The organism is Raoultibacter timonensis (genome assembly GCF_022845715.1).
GTDB lineage: Bacteria > Actinomycetota > Coriobacteriia > Coriobacteriales > Eggerthellaceae > Raoultibacter > Raoultibacter timonensis.
Genome location: NZ_AP025564.1, coordinates 813,865 through 835,127, shown reverse-complemented (window position 1 = coordinate 835,127; position 21,263 = coordinate 813,865). Strand labels below are relative to the sequence as shown.

The 21,263-nt window shown below is 63.1% G+C and carries 11 protein-coding genes; 4 read left to right on the top strand and 7 right to left on the bottom strand.

The genetic code is table 11. The features are described 5' to 3' along the window. Nucleotides 1–101 precede the first annotated feature (101 nt). The 4 genes from MWL89_RS03275 (at nucleotide 102) to MWL89_RS03260 (ending at nucleotide 4,858) form a co-directional block, all read left to right on the top strand. Nucleotides 102–2,543: a DMSO/selenate family reductase complex A subunit gene (locus MWL89_RS03275; protein WP_244411743.1), complete on the top strand. Its 2,442-nt coding sequence runs from the start codon at nucleotides 102–104 to the stop codon at nucleotides 2,541–2,543. Nucleotides 2,544–2,555: 12 nt separating this feature from the next. Beyond that, nucleotides 2,556–3,194 carry a 4Fe-4S dicluster domain-containing protein gene (locus MWL89_RS03270; RefSeq protein ID WP_244411742.1) on the top strand — a complete coding sequence of 213 codons (639 nt, stop codon included), beginning with the start codon at nucleotides 2,556–2,558 and terminating at the stop codon, nucleotides 3,192–3,194. A 167-nt stretch (nucleotides 3,195–3,361) separates the two neighbouring features. Then, nucleotides 3,362–3,985: a 4Fe-4S dicluster domain-containing protein gene (locus MWL89_RS03265; protein WP_244411741.1), complete on the top strand. Its 624-nt coding sequence runs from the start codon at nucleotides 3,362–3,364 to the stop codon at nucleotides 3,983–3,985. A 15-nt stretch (nucleotides 3,986–4,000) separates the two neighbouring features. Beyond that, nucleotides 4,001–4,858 (top strand): dimethyl sulfoxide reductase anchor subunit family protein, encoded by an 858-nt coding sequence (locus MWL89_RS03260; protein ID WP_244411740.1) that lies wholly within the window; start codon nucleotides 4,001–4,003, stop codon nucleotides 4,856–4,858. A 52-nt stretch (nucleotides 4,859–4,910) separates the two neighbouring features. Here the strand turns inward: MWL89_RS03260 and MWL89_RS03255 are convergent, their stop codons facing one another. The 7 genes from MWL89_RS03255 to MWL89_RS03225 all read right to left on the bottom strand — a co-directional run bounded on the left by MWL89_RS03255 (nucleotide 4,911) and on the right by MWL89_RS03225 (nucleotide 21,248). Then, on the bottom strand, nucleotides 4,911–5,393 hold the full coding sequence (locus MWL89_RS03255) for a MogA/MoaB family molybdenum cofactor biosynthesis protein (RefSeq protein ID WP_244411739.1): 483 nt from the start codon (nucleotides 5,391–5,393) through the stop codon (nucleotides 4,911–4,913). Nucleotides 5,394–5,492: 99 nt separating this feature from the next. Beyond that, complete coding sequence (locus MWL89_RS03250; RefSeq protein WP_244411738.1) at nucleotides 5,493–6,749, bottom strand: molybdopterin molybdotransferase MoeA; 1,257 nt, start codon at nucleotides 6,747–6,749, stop codon at nucleotides 5,493–5,495. A 192-nt stretch (nucleotides 6,750–6,941) separates the two neighbouring features. Further along, nucleotides 6,942–7,250 carry an STAS domain-containing protein gene (locus MWL89_RS03245; protein WP_102379035.1) on the bottom strand — a complete coding sequence of 103 codons (309 nt, stop codon included), beginning with the start codon at nucleotides 7,248–7,250 and terminating at the stop codon, nucleotides 6,942–6,944. A 17-nt stretch (nucleotides 7,251–7,267) separates the two neighbouring features. Beyond that, on the bottom strand, nucleotides 7,268–9,463 hold the full coding sequence (locus MWL89_RS03240) for a SpoIIE family protein phosphatase (RefSeq protein WP_244411737.1): 2,196 nt from the start codon (nucleotides 9,461–9,463) through the stop codon (nucleotides 7,268–7,270). Continuing rightward, on the bottom strand, nucleotides 9,460–10,308 hold the full coding sequence (locus MWL89_RS03235) for a triose-phosphate isomerase (protein WP_244411736.1): 849 nt from the start codon (nucleotides 10,306–10,308) through the stop codon (nucleotides 9,460–9,462). The genes MWL89_RS03240 and MWL89_RS03235 overlap by 4 nt, the downstream gene beginning before the upstream one ends. A gap of 16 nt (nucleotides 10,309–10,324) precedes the next feature. Then, on the bottom strand, nucleotides 10,325–12,127 hold the full coding sequence (locus tag MWL89_RS03230) for an MATE family efflux transporter (protein WP_244411735.1): 1,803 nt from the start codon (nucleotides 12,125–12,127) through the stop codon (nucleotides 10,325–10,327). Next, nucleotides 12,120–21,248, bottom strand: coding sequence for a non-ribosomal peptide synthetase (locus MWL89_RS03225; protein ID WP_244411734.1), 9,129 nt, complete (start codon nucleotides 21,246–21,248; stop codon nucleotides 12,120–12,122). The genes MWL89_RS03230 and MWL89_RS03225 overlap by 8 nt, the downstream gene beginning before the upstream one ends. Nucleotides 21,249–21,263 lie beyond the last annotated feature (15 nt).

The following is a 21,263-nucleotide window of genomic DNA, read 5'->3' as shown; positions in this document are numbered from 1 at the left end:
TTAATCACATGATGCTTAAATCACATGCGCCATGTGATTAATCCACCAGCTCGTTCCATTAGGGTTGAGCATGACGAGCAATCCGCAAAGAAGGAGGGACTATGGATTTCAAAGACGAGACAACCCTATCACGCCGAACCTTCGTCAAAGGTTCGCTGGCAGGCCTCGCGCTTGCCGGAGCTGCCGGATCGGCGGCGCTCTACGGCTGCGCTCCAGCCGAGGAGAAGCAGCAAAGCGGCGGGGACGCGCCCGTAGAAGAGACCGACCAGATCGTTTGGGGTCAGTGTTTTGTGAATTGCGGCAGCAATTGCGCCCTGAGGTATCACGTTCGCGACGGAAAGATCCTCTATCTCGAAACCGACAATACCGGAGATCCGGAAAACACCCAAATGCGGGCATGCCTGCGCGGGCGTTCGCGGCGCCGCTGGATCAACTCCCCCGATCGCCTCACGCACCCCATGAAGAGAACCGGTAAACGCGGCGAAGATAAATTCGAGCAAATCAGCTGGGACGAGGCCATCGAAACCATCTCGAGCGAGCTCAAACGCATCATCGACACCTATGGGAACGAAGCCATCTTCATTGCACCGGGCTCGGGCGTTTCGGGGTCCATTGTCCAATCGGCGCATCAGAGACTGTTCAACATGCTCGGCGGATGCGTCACGCGCTACGGCGACTACTCCACCGGCTGCATACAAGGCGTCATGCCGTATATGTTCGGCAAGAAATTCAGCCCCTACGACAACGTTCACGCGTCCTCGATGACCGAGGCCTTGAATTCGGATCTCGTAATCATGTTCGGCAACAGCCCGGCAGAAACCCGCATGGGCGGCGGCAACATCGTTTTCGACTACACGAAAGTTAAGGAGAACGGCGCCCGTATCATCCACATAGATCCGCGCATGAACGAAACGTGCTCGGGCACTCTCGATGAATGGATCCCCATCCGTACGGGAACCGATGCTGCTCTCGTCAGCGCCATCGCCCACGAGCTCATTGCCAACGACCAGATCGACCTCGACTTCCTGCATACCTATTGCGTCGGATACGACGAGGAGACCATGCCCGAATCCGCCAAGGGCCAGAACAAATCGTACTACGACTACATCATGGGCACCGGCTACGACATGATCGAGAAAACCCCCGAATGGGCTGCGCCCATCACGCAAATCCCAGCTGATCGCATCCGCACGCTCGCATCGGACATAGCCGGCGCCAAAGCGCTGTTCGTTGCGCAAGGCTGGGGGCCGCAACGCCACTCGAACGGCGAGAGCGCGACGCGCGCAATTTGCATGATACCGTTGCTAACCGGCCAAATAGGATTGCCGGGCACCAACACCGGCCAACGCGAAGCAGAGGTCGGTTCCATCGCAGGTTCTCCAACGATAGGCGGGATCCCGTCTGGCGATAATCCCGTCACCGTCAAAATTCCCAACTACGAATGGGTGGAGGTAATAGATCGCGGCGAGAAGATGACAGCCACGAACGCCGGCATACGCGGTGCCGACAAGCTGTCAACGGGCTTCAAGTTCGTATGGGGCTTTGCCGGAAACTCTTTCACGAACCAGCATGGCGACATCAACCACGGGCACGACATCTTGGCTGACGAGAGCAAATGCGAGTTCATCGTCATGACCGAAACGGTGCTTACCGACTCGGCAAAATACGCCGATATTCTTTTGCCCGACGTTATGGCCGCCGAACAGTTCACCATCGGAACGAACGGGTATACCGAGTGGTATCGCGGCGTACGTGTGGGCGGGCCCGCCCAGGAAGCGCCGGGCGAGTGTCGGAAAGCGTACGACGTTCAAGCGGACATCGCCGACAAGTTCGGGATCAAGGATCAATTCACCGAAGGAAGGTCTTCAGAAGACTGGGTGGAGTTCCTCTACAAGCAGACCGCCGACAAAAACAGCGACATGCCTTCATGGGAAGAGATTCTGGAGCAGGGTGTCTGGAAACAAGAAGTCGAGCCAGTTATCGGACTCAAGGACTTCAGGGACGATCCCGTCAAAAACGCGCTCGAAACCCCTTCGGGGAAAATCGAGATCTACTCTGAGGAGCTTGCCGAAATCGCCGACACCTGGGAGCTCGATGAGGGAGACGTCATCAGCCCGATTCCGATCTTCGATCCCGGCCGCGAAGGATACGGGGCCGTCACCGACGAGTACCCCCTCTACTGCTCCGGATTCCACCACAAAGCCCGTGCCCACTCTTCGTTTGGCTTCATCGACGTTCTTAAGCAAGCCGCACGCAACCAGATGTGGATGAACCCCGCCGACGCCGAATCGCGCGGCATCGAGAACGGCGACCTCTGCTCCGTCAAAAGCCCGCGCGGCGAAATCCGCATCGAGGCAAAAGTCACTTCGCGCATCGTTCCGGGAACCGTATCGATTCCCCAAGGAGCGTGGCATGATGCGGATATGTACGGCGACAGAATCGACCACGGCGGCTGCTCGAACACGCTTACCATGTCGCACCCGACTCCGTTGGCGAAGGCAACACCGGCACATTCCTGCATCGTCCAAGTGGCGAAGGCGTAAGGGGGTATCACGATGACTCAATACGGATTCTACTTCGACAGCTCGCGCTGCACCGGATGCAAGACCTGCGAGATGGCCTGCAAGGATTACAAAGACCTCTCCCAAACGGTCGCGTTTCGCAAGGTGTACGACTACGAGGGCGGAACGTGGACTGCGGCCGACGACGGATCGTACACCACCGACGCCTACGCCTACCACGTGTCGCTCGCCTGCAACCACTGCGATATGCCCGCCTGCATGGGCGCATGCCCTTCGGGCGCCATCGACAAGGATCAGAAAACCGGCATCGTGCGCATCCACGACGATAAGTGCACGGCTTCGGGAGCCTGCGTGGAGGCTTGCCCCTACAACGTGCCCATCCTCGATACCGAGAAGGGCTACGCCGTCAAATGCGACCTCTGCTACGATCGCGTGACGAACGGGCAGAACCCCATCTGCATCGAAGCGTGTCCGCTGCGCGCTCTCGAGTTCGGCGAGATCGAGGATCTGCGCGCGAAATACGGCGACACCGCAGCCATCGCGCCCATGCCCTCCCCTGACGAAACGCAGCCCAACATCGCCATCAAGGCATGCGATGCCGCCAAGGAACCCGGCGACAGCACCGGCGCCATCGTAAACGAAATGGAAGTCACCGGCACGCCCGCCGCTTAAAAGCGCCTTTTATCGAGCAGCGCCGCGCGCATCGCAGCGGCGCTGCTCCTCTGCGAAAAGCACGTCCGAGCCCATCCGCCTGAATATCCGGCCTTGCCCGATGCGCAAGCGATCGGGCCGCGTATAATCGATGCGGGAAATAGGATTCGAACCGGAGCTATACGAACATGCAATACGGTTTTTTCTTCGACAACGCGCGATGCACCGGCTGCAAAACATGCGAGCTGGCCTGCAAAGACTATAAGGGCCTCGATGCGGGGCGCACCTACCGTCGCGTCATAGACTACGAGGGCGGCACCTGGGAGACCATGCCCGACGGATCGGTTTCCCAAAACTGCTTCGTCTACCACATCTCGCTTTCGTGCAATCATTGCTCCGATCCCGCCTGCACGCACGTGTGCCCTACGGGCGCCATGCACAAAGACGAGCTCGGCCTCGTCTGGCCCGATACGACCAAATGCATCGGCTGCGGATACTGCACGATGGCCTGCCCGTACCATGCGCCGGTTATCGACCAGGTATCGAAGAAGAGCAGCAAGTGCGATGGCTGCAGAGAGCGCACCGCCGAGGGCAAAAAGCCCATCTGCGTCGAAGCATGCCCGCTTCGCGCGCTCGATTTCGCCGAAACGAGCGATCTTTTGAGCGCCCATCCGAACTGCGTTTCGAGCATCCTCCCCCTCGCCGAGCCCGAATACACCCACCCGAATCTGCTCATCAACGTCTCGGCCGCGGCAGCGCACGCCGCCGAACGCGGCGATGGCCGCATCGCCAACTACGATGAGATCGAATAGCGAACGGAAGCATCTATGACCAGCGGATTCGACGAACTGTCACTCGCGGTGTTCACCACGCTCGCCCCCGGCGGCGTCATCGCGTTCATATGCATGGCGCTCGCGTTGCTCAAGCCCGGTATCGACGAGCAGGAAGAAACGAAGCTCAACCGCTACCTCGCCATCCCCATCGCCGTAGCGCTCATCGGCTTCATCGCTTCCGCCACCCACTTGGGCACGCCCGCAAACGCGCTCCATGTGTTTTCGGGCATCGGCAGATCCCCGTTATCCAACGAGGTTCTCTCTGCCGTAGCGTTTCTGTTCCTCGCAGGCTCGTACTGGATGATGGCTTTCAAAGAACGGTTCCCGAAGCCTTTGGCGCGCATCTGGATAGCCGCCGCCGTAGCGGCCGGCATCCTTTTCATCGCGATGACCTCGCTCGCCTATTCGGTCAACACGGTGCCCACGTGGAATACCGTGTTCACTCCCGTAAACCTCGTATTCTCGGCGCTTTTTGCCGGACCCGTACTCTCCCTGTTCGCCATGGCCTGTGCGGATTTCGACTCCCGCGGCGCGGGCATCGCGCTTGTCGCCCTTGCAGCGATCGCCCTGGTTGCCGGATCTGCTGCGTTGTTCATGCACGAAGCCACGCTTTCGGGCATCGCGAACAACGAGATAACAGCCGCGCAGCTCGTTCCCGAGTACCTGGCGACCATCTGGGCTCACGTGGCAATCGGATCCGCCGGAATCGCATGCGCCGCCGCATCGCTCAAGAAGACCGTCTCGCGCAGGGGCGTCTTCGCTTTGCGCCTGGTCGCCTGCCTGTTGGTTTTCGCCGCCGTATTCGCCACGCGGGCGGACTTCTACTTCCTCCACATGACCGTCGGGTTTTAACGGATCGCCGACCGCTTAATACGATACGGCTGCGGGGCGGTCGGCCCCAGGTTCAGTGGCCTTCCCCGGCCATCATCGAAACGGCATGGCCGAGAGCGGGAAGCACGCCTTCCCAGTTTTCGACGGCGGCCTTCTTGCTGCCCGGCAAGTTGATGACCAGAACGCGACCGCGCTGCATGCACAACGCGCGGGACAGCATGGCATGCGGCGTGATGGCCAGGCTGTGGGCGCGCATCGCTTCGGCGATGCCGGGAACGTTGCGATCGCACACGTCCTGCGTGGCCTCCGGCGTCACATCGCGCAACGACAGACCGCTGCCCCCGCACGTCAACACCACATCGACCTTCAGCTCATCGGCCGCCTTGACGATGGCAGCCGAAATGTCGGCCCGCTCGTCCTTCACGATCACATGGCTTGCGCACCCCCATCCCGCATCGGCGATGCGCTGTTCAAGTGCCGCCCCTGCGGTATCTTGGCTTATGTCTCGCGTGTCGGAGCAGGTGACGATCGCAAAGCGAACCGGTTTATCGGACATAGTCGGACTCCTTCTCGTAGGATCGGGCAGGCGATTATATGCTGCGGCGGTCGGCCAGGTAGCAGCCAACTGCCGGCCGTCGCAGCTGAGGGGGCATCTTTACAGGCTGAGTTCCTCAGCCACATCGAGCAGCACGCATTCGACAACCGAACCCGCCGTACGGGACTCCAGCCCCTCGGGCATGATCGCCATGCAGTTGCTGCGCTGGATAACGCCGAACAACCCTGAACTCTGGTTCTTCGCAGGAGCAACGATATATTCGCCCTCGTCGTTCTTGTAGAGCGTCGAACGCAAAAAGATTCGACGCGGATCGTTCTTCTTCACATCGCGCGAAAGCTTCGCCTTGATACGCGGGCGCTCGAAATAACGGTAACCCTGCATCTTGCGGAGCGCCGGCCGGATGATCATCTCGAAGCCGACATAGGCGGCAGCGGGATTGCCGGGCAAACCGAACACCGGCTTCCCGTCGACGATACCGAACGTCTGGGCCTTGCCGGGACGCATGTTGACCGTCGTCATCAAAAGCTCGCCCAACCGCTCGACCACCGGCTTGATGAAGTCGAAATCGCCGTTCGATGCTCCTCCGCTCGTGATGACGAAGTCATGGGTCGCGGCGGCCGTTTTCACCGCATCGGCAAGAGCGTCCTCGCTGTCTTCCACGATGGGAAGGATATCAGGGACGCCGCCGGCTGCCTGCACGCTTGCCGCAAGCGCGTAGCTGTTGGAATTGCGGATCTTTCCGCCCGTTGGCACTTCGGTGGGATCGACGAGCTCCGATCCGATGGAGATGATGGCAACGCGCGGGCGCTCGTAGGTGGTCACGCTGGTGATGCCGCAGCCCGCAAGAAACCCGATGCCCGCACAGCTTATAACCTCGCCGGCTTCGACGATGGCCTCGCCGGCCTTCGCCTCTTCCCCGGCTTCGCGGATGTTCGAGCCGATCTTTGCCGGCGCTGAAAACGACACGATGCTGCCGGGCTTGCCGTCGCCCTCGACGGGTTCTACGATCTCGTACTTCACTACCGTATCGAGCGCTTCGGGGATCGGTGCGCCCGTCATGATGCGGACGCACTCGCCGCGCTCGACCGGGCCGTCGTACCAGTCGCCTGCCGCAACTTCGGCGATAACCTTCAGCTGCACGGGATCCTGTTCGTTCGCCTGCTCGATATCGGCGGCGAACAGCGCGTATCCGTCCATGGCGGAATGCGCGAACGGCGATATGTCGATATCGCTCGCCAGGGCGTCAGCGCTCACGCGGCCGACGACATCGAGCAGAGGAACGGTTTCGGTGGGCAGCGGTTCGACATGCGAAAGCACAAGCGAACGGGCCTCTTCGAGCGAGATCATTTCCGTCATGTATCCTTCTCTCCCCTACGAAAACGTGAACGGGCAAAAGCCTATTCCAGCAGATTTCCCGCCACGCGTCGAACAATGCACGTCGTCCATTATAGCGCTAGAAGAATAAGATTAGTTGAGAGGTTTACGCAGAACTCGGAAGCGCCGCTTACGGCACTCGCGACCCGCCGAAGCAGACGAATCTCCGATGCCTCACGCTTCGATCGTCAGAACGTCGGCGAAGCCCGTCACTTGAAAGACCTCGGCAACGTACTCGTTGGGATGGCGTACGACGAAGACGCCCTTGCGCGCCTCCATGGCCTTGTGGGCCTGCAAAACGACGCGCAAGCCCGCGCTCGAAACGTACTCGACGGCGGCTATGTTGAGTACGAGCGTCTCGACTCCTGCAAGCGTATCAGCATTTGCCACGATGCTCTCAAGGCTCGGCGAGGTCAACGTGTCGAGCCTTCCGTCAAGCGTCAATACCAGCGTTGCGCCCTCGCGCTGTTCGGTGATTTCCATGCGTGCGTCCTTTCGCTCTAGACAAACTTCTTTACGATATGCAGTACGTTCATGCCGCCCGTTCGCTCGTAGCGAACGTCGTCGGCACGCTCCTTCACGAGCAGGATCCCGAGGCCGCCGATCCGATCGTCTGAGCCCATCCCGACCTTCTCGGGCTGAAACGACAGCGGATTGTAGGCGATTCCCCCATCGCTGATCGTCAGGTGCAGGCAGCGTGCCCGCTCGTCGATCGCCGCCTCTACCTTCACGGGCTGTATCGGCTGCCCCTCGGGAAACCCGTAGTGCGCTATGTTGACGAACACCTCTTCGCTGATCAGCATCAGGTCGAGATACGTCCGATCCGTGCAATCCGCACGCTCGGTCAAAGGCTTCAGGAAGGCGAACAGGTCGTCGAGGTACCGATCGTCAGGCGGGAACTCCGTCGATACGACGGGCAGGTTCCACGAGAAAGCCAGCAGGGAGATGTCGTCGGCCTGATCCACACCGTCGGCGAAGCGATCGACCGCCTCGACCGCCTGCGCAATCGCCGCCTCGGCATCTGCGCCTGCTGCCGTATGCAGCACGTCTTCGAACCGGCGGGTGCCGAACAGCTCCTGCTTGGCATCGACCGCCTCGGTGACGCCATCGGTGTACATGAGCAGCCCGTCGCCGGGCGACAGGTCGATCGTAGCGGAAGCGTACGAGACGGTATCGAGGGCGCCCATGACGAACCCGGGCGCCACGTCGAGCCATCCGCTCCTAACGCCGCGGCGCAGCCACGGGGGATTGTGCCCCGCGTTCGCGTAGGTGACGGTCCCCGTTTCGGTATCGAGGATGCAAGCGAACGCCGTCACGAACAGGGAGGCCTCGTTGTGGTCGCACAGGGCTCGGTTCGCCAGCGTGAATGCGCTCCCAACATCGTTGCGGTGCAGTATCTGCTCCCTGATCTCGGTCAGCGCGCGCATCATGAAAAGCGCCGCGGGAACGCCCTTGCCCGACACGTCGGCTATCACGAACCCGACCGCATGGGGCCCCGCGTCGAACACGTCGTAGAAATCGCCGCCGACCTCTTTCGCCGTCCTCATGACGCCCGCGACATCCAGCTGATAGCGCTCGGAGAAATACGAGAAGTCGTGGGGCACGGCACCGTTCTGGATGGTGCTGGCGATATCGAGCTCGGCGGCGGTCCGTTCGCGCTCCGCCGTCGCTTCGGAGAGTTCGCCGATGTAGCGCGCCAGATCGGCGCGCATCTTGTTGGTCGAGGCGAAAAGATCGCGCATCTCGTGGCGAGGCGCCGTCCCCTTGAGATCGACGTCGGAAACCGCGAGGCTTCCCCGGCCAGGATCGTGCGCAGCCACCTGCTCGACGAACGTGCGCGATGCCTCGGTGAGCACTTCGATCGGGCGCGTGAAGCGCTTCTCGAGCGCATGCACGACGCTGAGCAGAGGAGCGAAAACGGTCGCAGTCAACACGGCGGCCATGATGTAGATCGACCCGATCAGCTGCGCAAAATCCGCATCGGGTTCGAAAAAGCGGGGTGCATACGTGAGGCCGACGAGTACGAGGATGGCGCATGCCGCCCCGAAGGTGACGGCGAAGGTCGTCCGCTGCGAGAGGTTCATCGTCTTGCGCTGGCGGTACCGCAACCGTATCCAGGGCGGAGCCAAAGGCTCGAGCGGCAGCCGATCGAGCACGATGAGGGTCGGTATCCCCAGATACACGAGGAATATGACGTTGTTCAGCCAGCGGATGAGGTGAATGTCGAACGCGACCATCGTATCGAGCTCAAAGGGAACGAGCAGCACGCTTACCACGATCGCATCGAGGAGCGCGAGGGCCATGAACAAGGCTACATTCGCCGACGAGTCCAGGCGGGGGAACGGGTGCTCCGACTTCCTCATCACCACGTACCAGATCAGGTACGGTACGGCGTTGTAGGCGATCTGTATGGCGAAGTAGGCTGCCAAAAGCACGGGATCCGACTCGTACAGCATGTCGGATGCGAGATTGCCCACGGCGCACCCGAGGATGCCCGGCACGCCGAAGAACAGCCCCAGCACCGGCCCCAACCCCGAAGCAGGCCTTACCTGGGTATCGGTATTGAACAGCGGAATCTCCAGAAAAGCCTGGAGCACCGCGAAGTACAGCACCGCGCACCCGACGCATGCGAGCGCCGCGTAGGCTACGCGATGCGCTTCGCTGAACCTCTCTTTCTTGTCGCTTGGCTGCATCATGGGCGCTCGCAGCCGCAGACCCGTTCGATGACCGAGCAGAACGAGCGGGGGCTCCACTGCCGATCGTCGACGAATATGCCGTCGAACAGGCCTTCGCCCAGATAGGAAACCGCCTCGTCTTCGCCTGTGCAGCCCCCGTAGAACACGGGAATGTCGATCGGCGCATCCGGTACGGCTTTTCGCAGCGCGCCCCTGATGGCGGCAAGGCGCGCCTCGACGTAGCCGCGCGGCGTTTTGCACGCGCGCTCCCCCATCGACCAGGCGTGCTGGTAGACCACCCCGGTGCGGAAGTAGGCGCTCTCGGGAACCGACGCGAATCCCGCGGCGATCTGCTGTTCGATCGCCCTGTCGGCGGCTGCCCCGTCCAGGTCGGATGCGGCGCCATCGAGGTCGGCGGCGGCCCCGTCCAGGTCGGATGTGACCCCGTCCCCGCAGCCGCCCCCGGAAAGCTCGCCGACGCCGAGAACCGATTTCAACCCGGAACGGAGCAGTGCGTCCATCTTTCGGGCGATCCGCTCGTCGGTTTCGCCCAGCGCGATCCTGCGGTCGAGGGAACCCGCCAGGGCCATATCGGCATCCAGCTGCAACAGCCGCTCGAGCGAAAGCTCGCCCGCTATCTCGCATGCGTGCGGCACGGCGATATCCTGAGCGGACACCTTCACGAAACTCCTGTCCACGCCGCTTAAAACCTCGGCGAGCAACGGCGTCGGCACAAAGGCGAACAGCATCATCGCGCTCTTGCGCTCAAAGGCACGGGAGGCCTCGATCATCGCCGCGATGTCCTCTACGACTTCGCCGGCCCCGCAAACCCGCATGAAGCTGTAGCAGAAGAATCTCAGTGTCATGCATCACCACTCCTTGTCACGATACGCATCCTGCATGTTTTCGGTCTCGGCTCAGCAGCACCAGCGTGTCGTTGAGGCCGAGGGTGCGGGCGTACTCGACCCGCTCGGCCATCGCGCGCATCACCGTAATGCCGGTGAACTCTTCTGCGCTGCCACGGGGCGCCGTAAGCGCATCGAGCGCTACGCCGCCATCGCGGACGGCGATCCGAATCTCGTCGGGATCGATGCGCACGAGCACATCGACGCCCACCGGATCGGCTGCCTTGGACGCCGAGCGGCCCCGATCGCACGGGGCGTTCGTCTCGGCGATGTTGACAACGGCCTCTTCGACCATGAGCCCGACGGTGTTCGCCATCGCATCGTCAAGTCCGTTTGCGCGCGCGAAGGCGATGACTTCCATCGACACGCCCACGGCATCGGTCTTGGTTGCGCGAAGCGACCCGTCGAACAGGGCGACGCGGTCATCGGGCTTCTCGGTCAAAAGGACGCCCTCAAGGGCCCCGTGCGAGCGGCGCGCCACAACAAGACAAGCCGCAACGGCAACGGCCAGGGTAGCCGCTTCGGCGATCACGAACGCCCACCACACGCCGTCGATGCCGAACTGCGTCGACAGGAGCCACGCGGCGGGAACGACGAGGGCGAACCCGCGCAGCACGGTGATCGCAACCGCGATGGATTTTCTCCTGACGGTTTGCAGGTAGTACATGAGGATGAGGTTCGCCCCCATGACGAACAGGCTCAACCCGAAAACCCGAAGCCCGACGACGCCGACGGCGAGCCTGCTCTCATCGGTTATGCTGAACGCCGCGAGAATCAGCTCGGGCGCCAGCTCCATCGCCGCGATGGAAACGCCGCAGGCGATGAGCACGAACAGCAGGGCGCGGCGAAAGACGATGCGCATTCCTCTCGCATCCCTCTCGCCGAACAGCATGCCCAGCAAGGGCACCATGGCCTCGGCGGCGCCCGAGACGAAGATCGAAACGAAGCTGATCGCGTAGTTGCATACCGCGAAAATCTCCATGCCCCCCTGCCCGGCGACGGCGAGCACGATCCTGTTGAGCAGCAGTATCTTCGCGAACAGAAGGCAGGTGTTGAGCGCGGGGGCAACTCCCCCGTCGATGATCGGCGCGAGAAGCTTGCGCGGCTCGCCGAGCGACGCAAACCGCAGCGTACGCCGCTTCGACACGAAGTACCCTAAAACGATGCATCCACCCGCCGCATATCCGACAACGGTTGCCAACGCAGCGCCCGCGATACCCATGCCGAACACCGCGATGAACACGAGATCGAGCACGAGGTTCACCACGTTCGCCACCACGAGCACGGCTGCCGACATGCGCGGCATGCCGTCGACGCGGATGACGTAGACCAGGCCGGGAACCACGAGCATGAACGGCGCGCCCACGATGATCGTCGAGGCGTACGAACGCACGAGCCCCGAGAGCGCCTCGTTGCTGCACAGCACTGCCACGACGCCGTCGATGCCCACGGTGCCGAGTGCGGCCACAGCGATCGAAACCGCCAGCAGGCACAGCGAGCCCATGGTGAACAGCGCGTTCGCCTGAGCCTCTTCGCGCCGGCCGCGGGCGATCGATATCGCCGTCGCCGCGCCCATCCCGAAGAGGAAGAACAACGCCTGCACCACGAGGACGACCGGCTGCGTCAGGTTGACGGCCGACATGGCGTCGGGGCCGATCAGGTTGCCCACGATGATGCCGTCGACGATCGATCCGAGCAGAATCGAAGTCGTCGATAGCAGGCTCGGCCCCAAATACTGCCAAAACGTGCCGGTCAACAGGGCGCCGTTGCGCTTATACATGGCCCGAAGACCCGTCGGAGTCAAAGAAGCCCAGCCCCATCAGGGCCTTGACGAACTGCGCTATATAGGTTTTCGAGGTCATGGACCACTCGAACCCCAAGCGGTACAGCACCTGGGTCGTAAACTGGTTTTTCACCTTCACGAACTCGACCGCCTCGCCCGCATCCTTGCTCTGGTACGCGAGCAGCGAGGTGAGCGCCGCCGCCTTCTTCGGGTCGGCCATCGCCGTGCGGAAAGCCCTCTCGTACTCATCGTCCTCCATAAACTCGATGCCGAGGCCCATGAGCCTCATCTGGGAGATGATATCGCCGATCGCAATGGAGTGGTTGTTGAACGGGTGGAACACGCGGCACGGCTGAGGGGTCCGCGAAAGCAGCAGCACGGCTTTCGCCGTGTTGTCGATCGGCGCGATCTCCGTCGTCGCATCGAGCATGCTGTACGGGAATCCCCCGATCAGCAGATAGGCGCGCAGCCTTCCCATGAAGCCGTTGGTCGAGAAGTTTATCTGGAACTCGCCGTCGGACGTGCGCGGCCCCAGGTTCCCCACGCGCATGATCTTGGCATCGAGACCGCGATCGATCGCAGCGAGGACCATTCGCTCCGCAACGAACTTGCTGTGGGTGTACTGGTTGTCAACCCGCTGGCCGATGAAAAGGTCTCGCTCCGTGAGCTTTGCTCCCGCGGGCGGCTCTTCGCCTACGCGCTCGCCGGCAACGCTCGTCGTGGAAACCTGCACCAGGCGCGCGCCCGAAGCGAGGCAGAAGCCTATCAGGTGCTCGACTCCCCCGATGTTCACATTCCCGATGGCCGAACCGCTCGCAAAATGCTTCACCGATGCCGCGCAGTTGATGACCGTATCGATGGCGTGCTCTCGCACATCCTCATGCCATGCATCGTCGGCAACATCGCCCTCGACGACGAAGATGCGCGTACCGAACAGCTCTTCGTAGCTGTTCTCGAAGTAGTAGAACAGCTTGGCCTTAAGTCGGTTTTCAGGCGACGACGTCGACCCCTTTCGTATGAGGCACACGACGCGGCCCGCCTCTTGCTTGAGGAACGCGCGGAGCACGTGTATGCCGAGGAATCCGGTCGCGCCGGTGAGCAGGATATCTCCCAGCTCTTGGGGCTCTCCCCCGCGATAGGCGTCCAGGGTGTTGCCGTCAAGCAGCGCGTCGATGGAACCGTAGTCGAACCCGTCGCCGCCGACGCGTGTACCAGAGGCATCGGAATCCCGATCCGAAGAGGCCTCGGACGAAGGCCGCTTCCCTGCGCGACCGTCCGCGAACTCGGCCAGACCGCGCGGGGTCGGATGGGCGAATATATCGCCGTACGACACGGCGAGGTTCGCCTCGTCGCAGGCGATGAGCACCTGGGTGGCCGAAAGGGACGTGCCCCCCAGATCGAAGAAGCTGTCGCACGCGCCCACGCGATCGATGCCGAGCACCGAGGCGAACAGTTCGGCCATCGTGCGTTCGAGCTCGGTTTCGGGCTCCATGTACGCCGTCGCCCCCAGAAGCTCGGGGTCGGGCAGGGCCCGCACATCAGTCTTGCCGTTCGGCGTGATCGGGAACGCCTGCATCTGCAGGTACGCGGTGGGAACCATGTAGCCGGCCAGCGTTTTGGCGAGCATGTCCCTGATCTCGGCGGCGTCGATCGGGACGTCGGCCACGTAATAGGCGCTCAGATGCTCGGCCTGCCCTATGGTGCGGATGGCGACCACGGCGGAGGCAACGCGCTCGTGTTCGAGAAGACGGCGCTCGACCTCCTCGAGCTCGATCCGCAGGCCCCTGAGCTTCACCTGGTCGTCCATGCGCCCGAACACCGAAACGTCGCCCTCATCGGTCCACGCGGCGAAGTCCCCCGTTCTGAAGACGCGCATCCCGCAGTGCTCGACGAACACCTCCCTCGTCTGATCCTCGCGGTTCCAGTACCCGAGCGCAACGCCCGGGCCGCCCACCAGCAGCTCCCCGGTAACGCCGACGGGCACCTCGTTGCCGTCGGCGTCGACGATGAACTCGGTAACGTTCAGCAGGGGCGCGCCGATGGTCACGTGGGTTTCGCCCGTCAGCTCCTTGGCGTTGCACGAGACCGTGATCTCGGTCGGGCCGTACGTGTTGAAAATCCGCGCGGCGGTTACGCCTTGCAGTTCGGCCAGCAGCGCATCGGGCATCTTCTCGCCTCCGCACATGACGACCGAGCAGCTCGCCATGGCATCTCGAAACGCGGGCAGCCCCAGGTAGCTCGCCATTCTCGACGGCGTCGCGTTGAACGCATCGGCGCCCGTGCGCTCGAAAAGCCGCGCGAGCAGTACGGGGTCGCGCGCTTCGTCCTCGTCGGCGAGCACGAGCGTAAGTCCGCTCGATAGGCTCACCGCCGTCTCCTTGAGCGACATGTCGAACGATGCCGTCGTCACCGATACGAGTGCGTGGGCTTCGGCGGCAAGGGCGTGAACATGGCGGTTGCCCGCACGGTCGCACAGGTAGTTCGCGATGCCGCGATGGGACAGAACCACGCCCTTCGGGGTGCCGGTCGAGCCCGACGTATAGATGAGATACGCAACGTCCGTTGCGCTGCGCGGTATTTCGGGCGAGCGCTCGATGGAGCACGAGGCGAGCCGCTCGACGTCGAGGGCCTGAACCGAGGGGAGCTCGTCTAACCGATCGGGAGGCACGATCGCAAAGCGGGCCTCGCTGTCGGCCAGGATGTGCGCGATGCGCTCTTGGGGGTAGGCGGGGTCGCACGGAATGTAGGCTCCGCCGGCTTTCATGACGGCGTACATCGCCGCGATCGAACGCGACGTTCGGGGAAGCAGGAGCACGACGCGGTCGTTTCGCTGCAGACCCGCCTGGATGAGGCCGTTCGCCATGCGGTTCGTGAGGGCGTCGAGCTCGGCGTAGGTGAGCGTGGCGTCGGCAGCGACGAGGGCGACCCTCTCGGGATAGCGCTCGGCGCACCGTTCGAACAGGCCGTGGAACGTTTCGCCGCCGTCCAAGGCGGCCTCGAATCGCTCGCCCGCGCCGAACGCCGCCACGCGCTCCCGTTCGCGTTCGTCGAGCAGCGAGACGCTTGCGCAACGCGCATCGGGGTCGGCCATCATGTGCCGCGCCGCGCTTGCAACCGCCCGCGCGAACCCGTCGGCGAACGCCTCGTCGAAGAGCGCGTCGTTGTATTCGAGCGCGATGACGGGCGAGGCCGTGGTACCCTCGATATGGATCGACAGGTCGAACTTCGGGCGCAGATCGCCCACGAACTCGGTCTCGATGGGCACGCCCTCGAACGCGAGCTCGCTTTCGAGCCCGAGCTGGCAGGCGAAGTCGATCGAGGGAGAGTAGCCGGCCTCGCCGACGATCTCCAAAAACGGATAGGATGCGTGGGCCAGCGCCTCGCCCATCGCCGAGCCCGTCGCCTCAAGGTATTCGGCGACGGAGACATCCGGGTCGACGCCGATATGAAGGGGAAGCGTCTTGACGAACATGCCGACGCCCGCGCGCATACGGGCGTCGTCGCGCCCGGCGCTGACCATCGAGAAGTACACGCTGCGCTCAGCGGCGTAACGTGCGATCACGTAGCCCGTTGCGGCAAGGAACAGACGTGCAGGCGTGGTGCGGCGCTCGCGCGTGAAGCGATCGAGATCACCGCCGCGAAACGGAGCCTCGACGCGCGCGAGCGCACCGTCTTCGACACGCCCGCCCAGCTTGGGGGCGATACGGGTCGCTTCGCCCCCGAACTCGGAAAAGAGATCGCGAAAGTACGCCCGCGAGGCCTCGCCAGCGCTCCCGTCCGCCGTTTCCAGCTCGATCCGCGCCGCATCGAGCTGAACGACCTCGGTTTCGAGCGGCGATCCCTCATAGGCAGCGCGCACATCGCGCAGGAACACGCTGAGCGAGAACCCGTCGAACACGAGATGGTGGGCATCGAAGAACAATGCGACGCGGTGCTCGGTCCGTACGATCTCGCAGCGGCACAAAGGCCCCTCATGCAGATCGAACGGACGGGCAAGCTGCGGGGCGCGCGCCTTGAGCGATGCTTCGCCCTCTTGGACGACGGGCACATCGAGCACGCGGTCGTTGTCGAGCACGAGATCCTGTACCGATCCCGCCGACTCGACGTGTGCCTTGAGCACCGGATGGGCGTCGACGGCGGCAACGAGGGCAGCCGCGAGCCGACCTTCGTCAACCGAAAGCGGCAAGGTGGCGAGCGTCGGGATGTTGTATGTCAGGGCTTCGGGGCGCTTCATCGCATCGTAGTACACGCCGAGCTGCGCCGAAGAGAGGGGTGCGCGCTCGCGGTTTACGCCCGTCTCATCGGTTACGGCGGCGGGCGATGCAGCCGAGCCGCTGCCGTCGGAAGGCGGCGCGCCGTCCGCGCAAACCGAGGAAAGCAGGTGCTCGACGATCGCATCCTCGATCGAGAGGATGCTGCCGCCTTCGAGCAGGGTGGCGACCGATATGCGGCAGCCGTAGCGCTCCTCAAGTTCCGTGGCCACCATGATGGCCGAAAGCGAGGTGACGCCGCAGGCCATCAGGTCGTCGCCGATGCCGATCGCATCGTTTCCCGTCGCGTCGGCAACGATGCCGACCAGCTCCTGCTCGAGTTTCGTGAGCGGATGGGACGCCGATGCCGTCGAGGTCGCCGCCTTCGGCTCGGGAAGCTTGCGCTTATCCACCTTGCCGTTGTGGTTGAGCGGAATCTCCTCGATCTGCATCGTCACCGCCGGCACCATGTAGGCGGGCAGCTCCTCTTTGATGAAGGCGTTCAAGGCACCGACATCGACGGGGTCGTCGGCAACCACGTACGCGGCGATGGCCTTGCCCCCAGCCGGCAGATCGTAGGCGATGACGCTCGCGTTGCGAACCGGCTCGAAATCCCGAATGCGCTTCTCGATCTCCGAAAGCTCGATGCGGAAACCCCTGATCTTCACCTGCTCGTCGGCACGGCCGACGTACTGCATCGCGCCGTCCGCCAGCCTTCGGCACACGTCGCCCGTCATATACATGCGCGTGAACCCGTCTTCGTCGGAGAAGGGGTTTTCGGTGAAGGCCGCCTGCGTCTTGTCGGGAAGGTTGAGGTATCCGCGCGCCACCTGCCTGCCCGAAACGGCAAGCTCGCCGGGTACTCCCACAGGAAGCGGCCTGTTGAACGCGTCGACGATGTAGAGTTCGTTATCCCCTGTCGAAAAGCCGATCGGAACGACATCGTATTCCCGATCGATCGAGAAGTCCGTCACGAATATCGTGCACTCGGTCGGGCCGTACGCGTTGATGTAGTCGTAGCGCGGGGGCTCGCACGGCACATGCTTCTCTCCCCCGGACAAAAGCGCTTTCAACGGGTCGTCGGGGTACGCGCACACGTACTGCCTGCCCAGCTGCGTGGTGAAAAACGCGACGGTGATGCGGTTGGACAGCATGAACTCGTGGAGCGCCGGAAGATCGAGGCGTATATCGTCGGGTATGATGCAGACGCATCCCCCGCTCGTGAGGTACGTGTAGAACTCGAGCATCGAGGCGTCGAAGCCGAAGCTTCCGTGCGCCGAGGCGCGGTCGGTCGGCCCGAGGTCGAGCCGCTCGTGCAGACACATGCAGAAGTTCACCAGATTGCGATGCTCGAGCATCACGCCCTTCGGTTTGCCCGTCGTCCCCGACGTGTAGAGCAACGTGAACAGGGTATCCGCTGCGGGCCCTTCGAGCTCGACCGACGCATCGAGCGCGAGGTCGACCGCTTCGGACGCATTGAGCACCGCTCCTTCGAACCGCTCGGGCACGAGGGGTTTCAGCGTTTCGTCGACGATGACGATGGGAGCCCCGGAATCTTCGAGCATGTAGCGCAGGCGTTCCTCGGGATACTTCGCGTCGAGCGGCTGCACGGCGCCCCCGGCTTTGAGTATGCCGAGGATGCAGATGGGAAACTGCTCGTTGCGCTTCACGAGAACGCCCACGGGAACCTCGCGGCGCACGCCCCGTTTTGCCAGCTCGCAGGCCAGCGCTTCGGAGCGGCGATCGAGCTCGCCGTAGGTGAGCACCCTATCGCCCGAGACGATGGCTTCGTTGTCGGGATGGGCCTGCACCTGCGCGCGGAAGAGGTCGACGACGGTCAGGTTATGGTCGTAGTCGGGCACGCCCGTGCGGTCGAGGGCCCTCAGCCGATCGAGCTCTTCGCGCGAGCAGAGCTCGATCTCGCTCAGGTTTTGATCCTCGAGCAAGCCCTCGACGATCCGAACCATCAAGGCTCCGAAGCGCTCGATCGTATCGCGGGTGTAGCGATCGGCACGGTACTCGAACGACAGCTCGTAGCCTTCAGAACCCTTGGACACGCTGAGCGCGATCGTCGCCATCGCATCCTCGTGAGGCGCCCGCCGCATCGCGACGAAGCGGCCGTCCAGATCGATGCCCGAGAGCATGTCACCCTGGTATACGAACATGACGTCGGAGCGGACGTTGTGGCGCGCCGCCAGCTCGACGAACGAGCACTGATCGTGCTCCATGCATGAGAACTGAAGGTCCTGTATGCGCTCGAGGAACGCAGCGGTGCGCTCGGTCTCGTCGATCGTCGTGTACAGCGGAAGCGTTTTGACGAGCATCCCGAACGTGGCGCCCAAAGCCGGATCATGGCGCCCATTCTCGGCCATGCAGGCAAGAACCTCGTTTTGCCCCGTGGATTTGGCGAGGGCGTAGGCGTACGCGCCGAGGAACAGCGAGCTTTCGGTGATCCCCGTCGCTCGACCGTGCTCGGCGATCCTATCGAGCGTTTCTTTATCCCGTATGGCCACATCGAGCCTGCGAGAAGCCGCACGGTTATCCTCGAGCACCGCCCGATCGTCGGGCATCGGACTCGAATCGACCTCGATACCGTCGAGCATCTGGTCGAAGAACGCCTGGTCCTGCTCGGCACGGCCCGACTCGCGGGCGATCTCGTGCGCGTTGGCGACCATGAACGAATCCACCGCCTCGGACGCGATCTTCTCGCCCGCGTACACACGCGCCACCTGGTCGTAGAACAGGGCGGTCGACGTGCCGTCGGCGATGATGTGGTGCATGTCGCCCAAAAGCACCACGCCGTCGCGGCAAGCGCAGACCTCGAAGCGGAACAGGGGGCCGCTTTCGAGGTCGAAAGGCCTCGCAAAGGAGGCGATGAGCTCGTCTGCCGTTTCGCCGGGCCGCTCCGTGATCGGCACGATAACCGCACATGCGGCGTCGGCGACCATGAACGCGGCGCCCTCGTGCCGCGCGGTATGCGCCTTCATGAACGGGTGGGCGCCGATCGCCTCGACGACACCGTCGCGCAAGCGCTCGCGATCGACTGCCCCAGCGTCCTCGAACAGAAAGCCGACGGCGTTGTTGTACATGAGGCTTTCGGGGTCGCGGATGCATTCGAGGTACACGCCGAGCTGGCTGTCGGTCATGGGGTAGGCCTCGCGCTCGCCGCGCAACGATTCCTTATCCGCGTACAGGCTCGGTGCCTGTACGCTTCGGCCCGCGAGCTCTGCGATCGCGCGCGGCGTGCGGCCCTTGAACACGTCTGTCGCGGCGAGCGCGCACTGCGAAAGCTCCTCTTGCAGCATGATGACCTTTATCGAATCGCCACCGAGCGCGAAGAAGTCGTCGTCGATTCCCACGCTTTCGATGCCGAGCACGGATTCGAAGGCCTTGCATACGAGCTCCTGCTCCTCGGTTTCGGGAGCCGCATACGCGCGCCGAAACGATGCCGCATCGGGCGCTTGCAGGCTCTTGCGGTCGACCTTGCCGTTGACGTTGAGCGGGAACGCTTCGAGACGAACCAAAAATCGGGGAATCATGTAATCGGGCATCTTGGACGAGAGTTCCGACCGGATGAGCGCGTCGAATTCCGCATCCGACCGACCCGCTTGCTTCTCGGGCACGTAGTATCCGCATAGGTAGGTTTGCCCGTCGTTGTCCTCGAACGCCTTCACGACGGCGTTCTCGATGCCGTCGACGGCCGCCATGGCAACCTCGGGCTCGCCCGTCTCGACGCGCTGGCCGTTGACCTTGACCATCCAGTCCATGCGGTTCACGTACACGATACGGCCTTCTTCGTCGCGATAGCCCACATCGCCCGTCATGAAGAGCCGCTCGTCGCCCAGGCCCGAAGCAAAGGGGTTCTCGCGAAACGCTGCGGCGGTTTTCTCCGGCAGGCCGATATAGCCTCGGGCGATCGGCCCCGCGATGCAGATTTCGCCTTCGCTGCCGTCGGGAACCTGGTTGCCGTCCTCATCGAGCAGGTACACCGAGTAGCCCTTCGTCGGATACCCGATGGGCGTGTTCTCGTAGGCCTTGTCCACTTCGAAAGCGATCGCCACGCTCAACAGCTCCGAGAGCCCGTACCCGTTGTAGATGGTTCCGTGCTCGCGGAACACGCCCGAAAGCCGCTCGCCGCCGCAGCAGACGGTACGAAGCGTGCTCGGCCTGTCGGGAAGCCACTTGAGCAGCTGGGGGCTCATCACCGTGGCCGTGATCGCGTATTCGTCGATGCTGCGGTCCACCACCGCGATATCCCTGCGCTCCTCCTCCGAGAGGATGCAGACGGTTGCGCCCACCCACAGCGGCACGAAGATATCGGCCATCGAGATGGCGAAGTTGAACGGCGTGACGCTCAGCTCGATGCCGCCGGCTTCGCAAGAAATCGGGAGCTCGGCGATGATCGCGCGCGTGAACCCGTCGTGCTCGTGCAGAATGCCTTTGGGATTGCCCGTCGATCCGGAGGTGTAGGTGACCATGGCGGCGTCGCGAGGATCGATTACGGGGCAGTCGCGCAGGGGTTCGTGATCGCGTGCCGCATCGACGAAGCCCTGGTCGATCAGCAGATCGCTGCCGCAATCGCCGACGATGTAGTTCACGCGGTCGGCTGGGTATTCGAGCGAGAGCGGCGCGAAGGCGGCACCCGCCTTCTGAACGCCGATGGCTGCGGCCAGGTAGTCGATCCCCCGGGGCAGCATGATCGGGTATATCTTCTCGCGCCCCGCGCCCCGTGCCGCCACGGCCCCGGCGAACCGATCGGAAAGCTCGTCGAGATCGCGATAGGTGATCTTCCCGTCTCCGCACACGAGCGCAACCTTGTCAGGCTGGCTTTGGGCGAGGGTTCGAAAGCGTTCGGGGAACGTGAGCATGGCAACCCTTTCGTC

What these genes read in the sequence shown, in the direction of transcription:
- MWL89_RS03230 (WP_244411735.1), bottom strand. Translation starts at nt 12,127, where the DNA reads ATGTATAAGCGCAACGGCGCCCTGTTGACCGGCACGTTTTGGCAGTAT.
- MWL89_RS03255 (WP_244411739.1), bottom strand. Translation starts at nt 5,393, where the DNA reads ATGTCCGATAAACCGGTTCGCTTTGCGATCGTCACCTGCTCCGACACG.
- MWL89_RS03240 (WP_244411737.1), bottom strand. Translation starts at nt 9,463, where the DNA reads ATGATGCAGCCAAGCGACAAGAAAGAGAGGTTCAGCGAAGCGCATCGC.
- MWL89_RS03275 (WP_244411743.1), top strand. Translation starts at nt 102, where the DNA reads ATGGATTTCAAAGACGAGACAACCCTATCACGCCGAACCTTCGTCAAA.
- MWL89_RS03225 (WP_244411734.1), bottom strand. Translation starts at nt 21,248, where the DNA reads ATGCTCACGTTCCCCGAACGCTTTCGAACCCTCGCCCAAAGCCAGCCT.
- MWL89_RS03250 (WP_244411738.1), bottom strand. Translation starts at nt 6,749, where the DNA reads ATGACGGAAATGATCTCGCTCGAAGAGGCCCGTTCGCTTGTGCTTTCG.
- MWL89_RS03270 (WP_244411742.1), top strand. Translation starts at nt 2,556, where the DNA reads ATGACTCAATACGGATTCTACTTCGACAGCTCGCGCTGCACCGGATGC.
- MWL89_RS03260 (WP_244411740.1), top strand. Translation starts at nt 4,001, where the DNA reads ATGACCAGCGGATTCGACGAACTGTCACTCGCGGTGTTCACCACGCTC.
- MWL89_RS03245 (WP_102379035.1), bottom strand. Translation starts at nt 7,250, where the DNA reads ATGGAAATCACCGAACAGCGCGAGGGCGCAACGCTGGTATTGACGCTT.
- MWL89_RS03265 (WP_244411741.1), top strand. Translation starts at nt 3,362, where the DNA reads ATGCAATACGGTTTTTTCTTCGACAACGCGCGATGCACCGGCTGCAAA.
- MWL89_RS03235 (WP_244411736.1), bottom strand. Translation starts at nt 10,308, where the DNA reads ATGACACTGAGATTCTTCTGCTACAGCTTCATGCGGGTTTGCGGGGCC.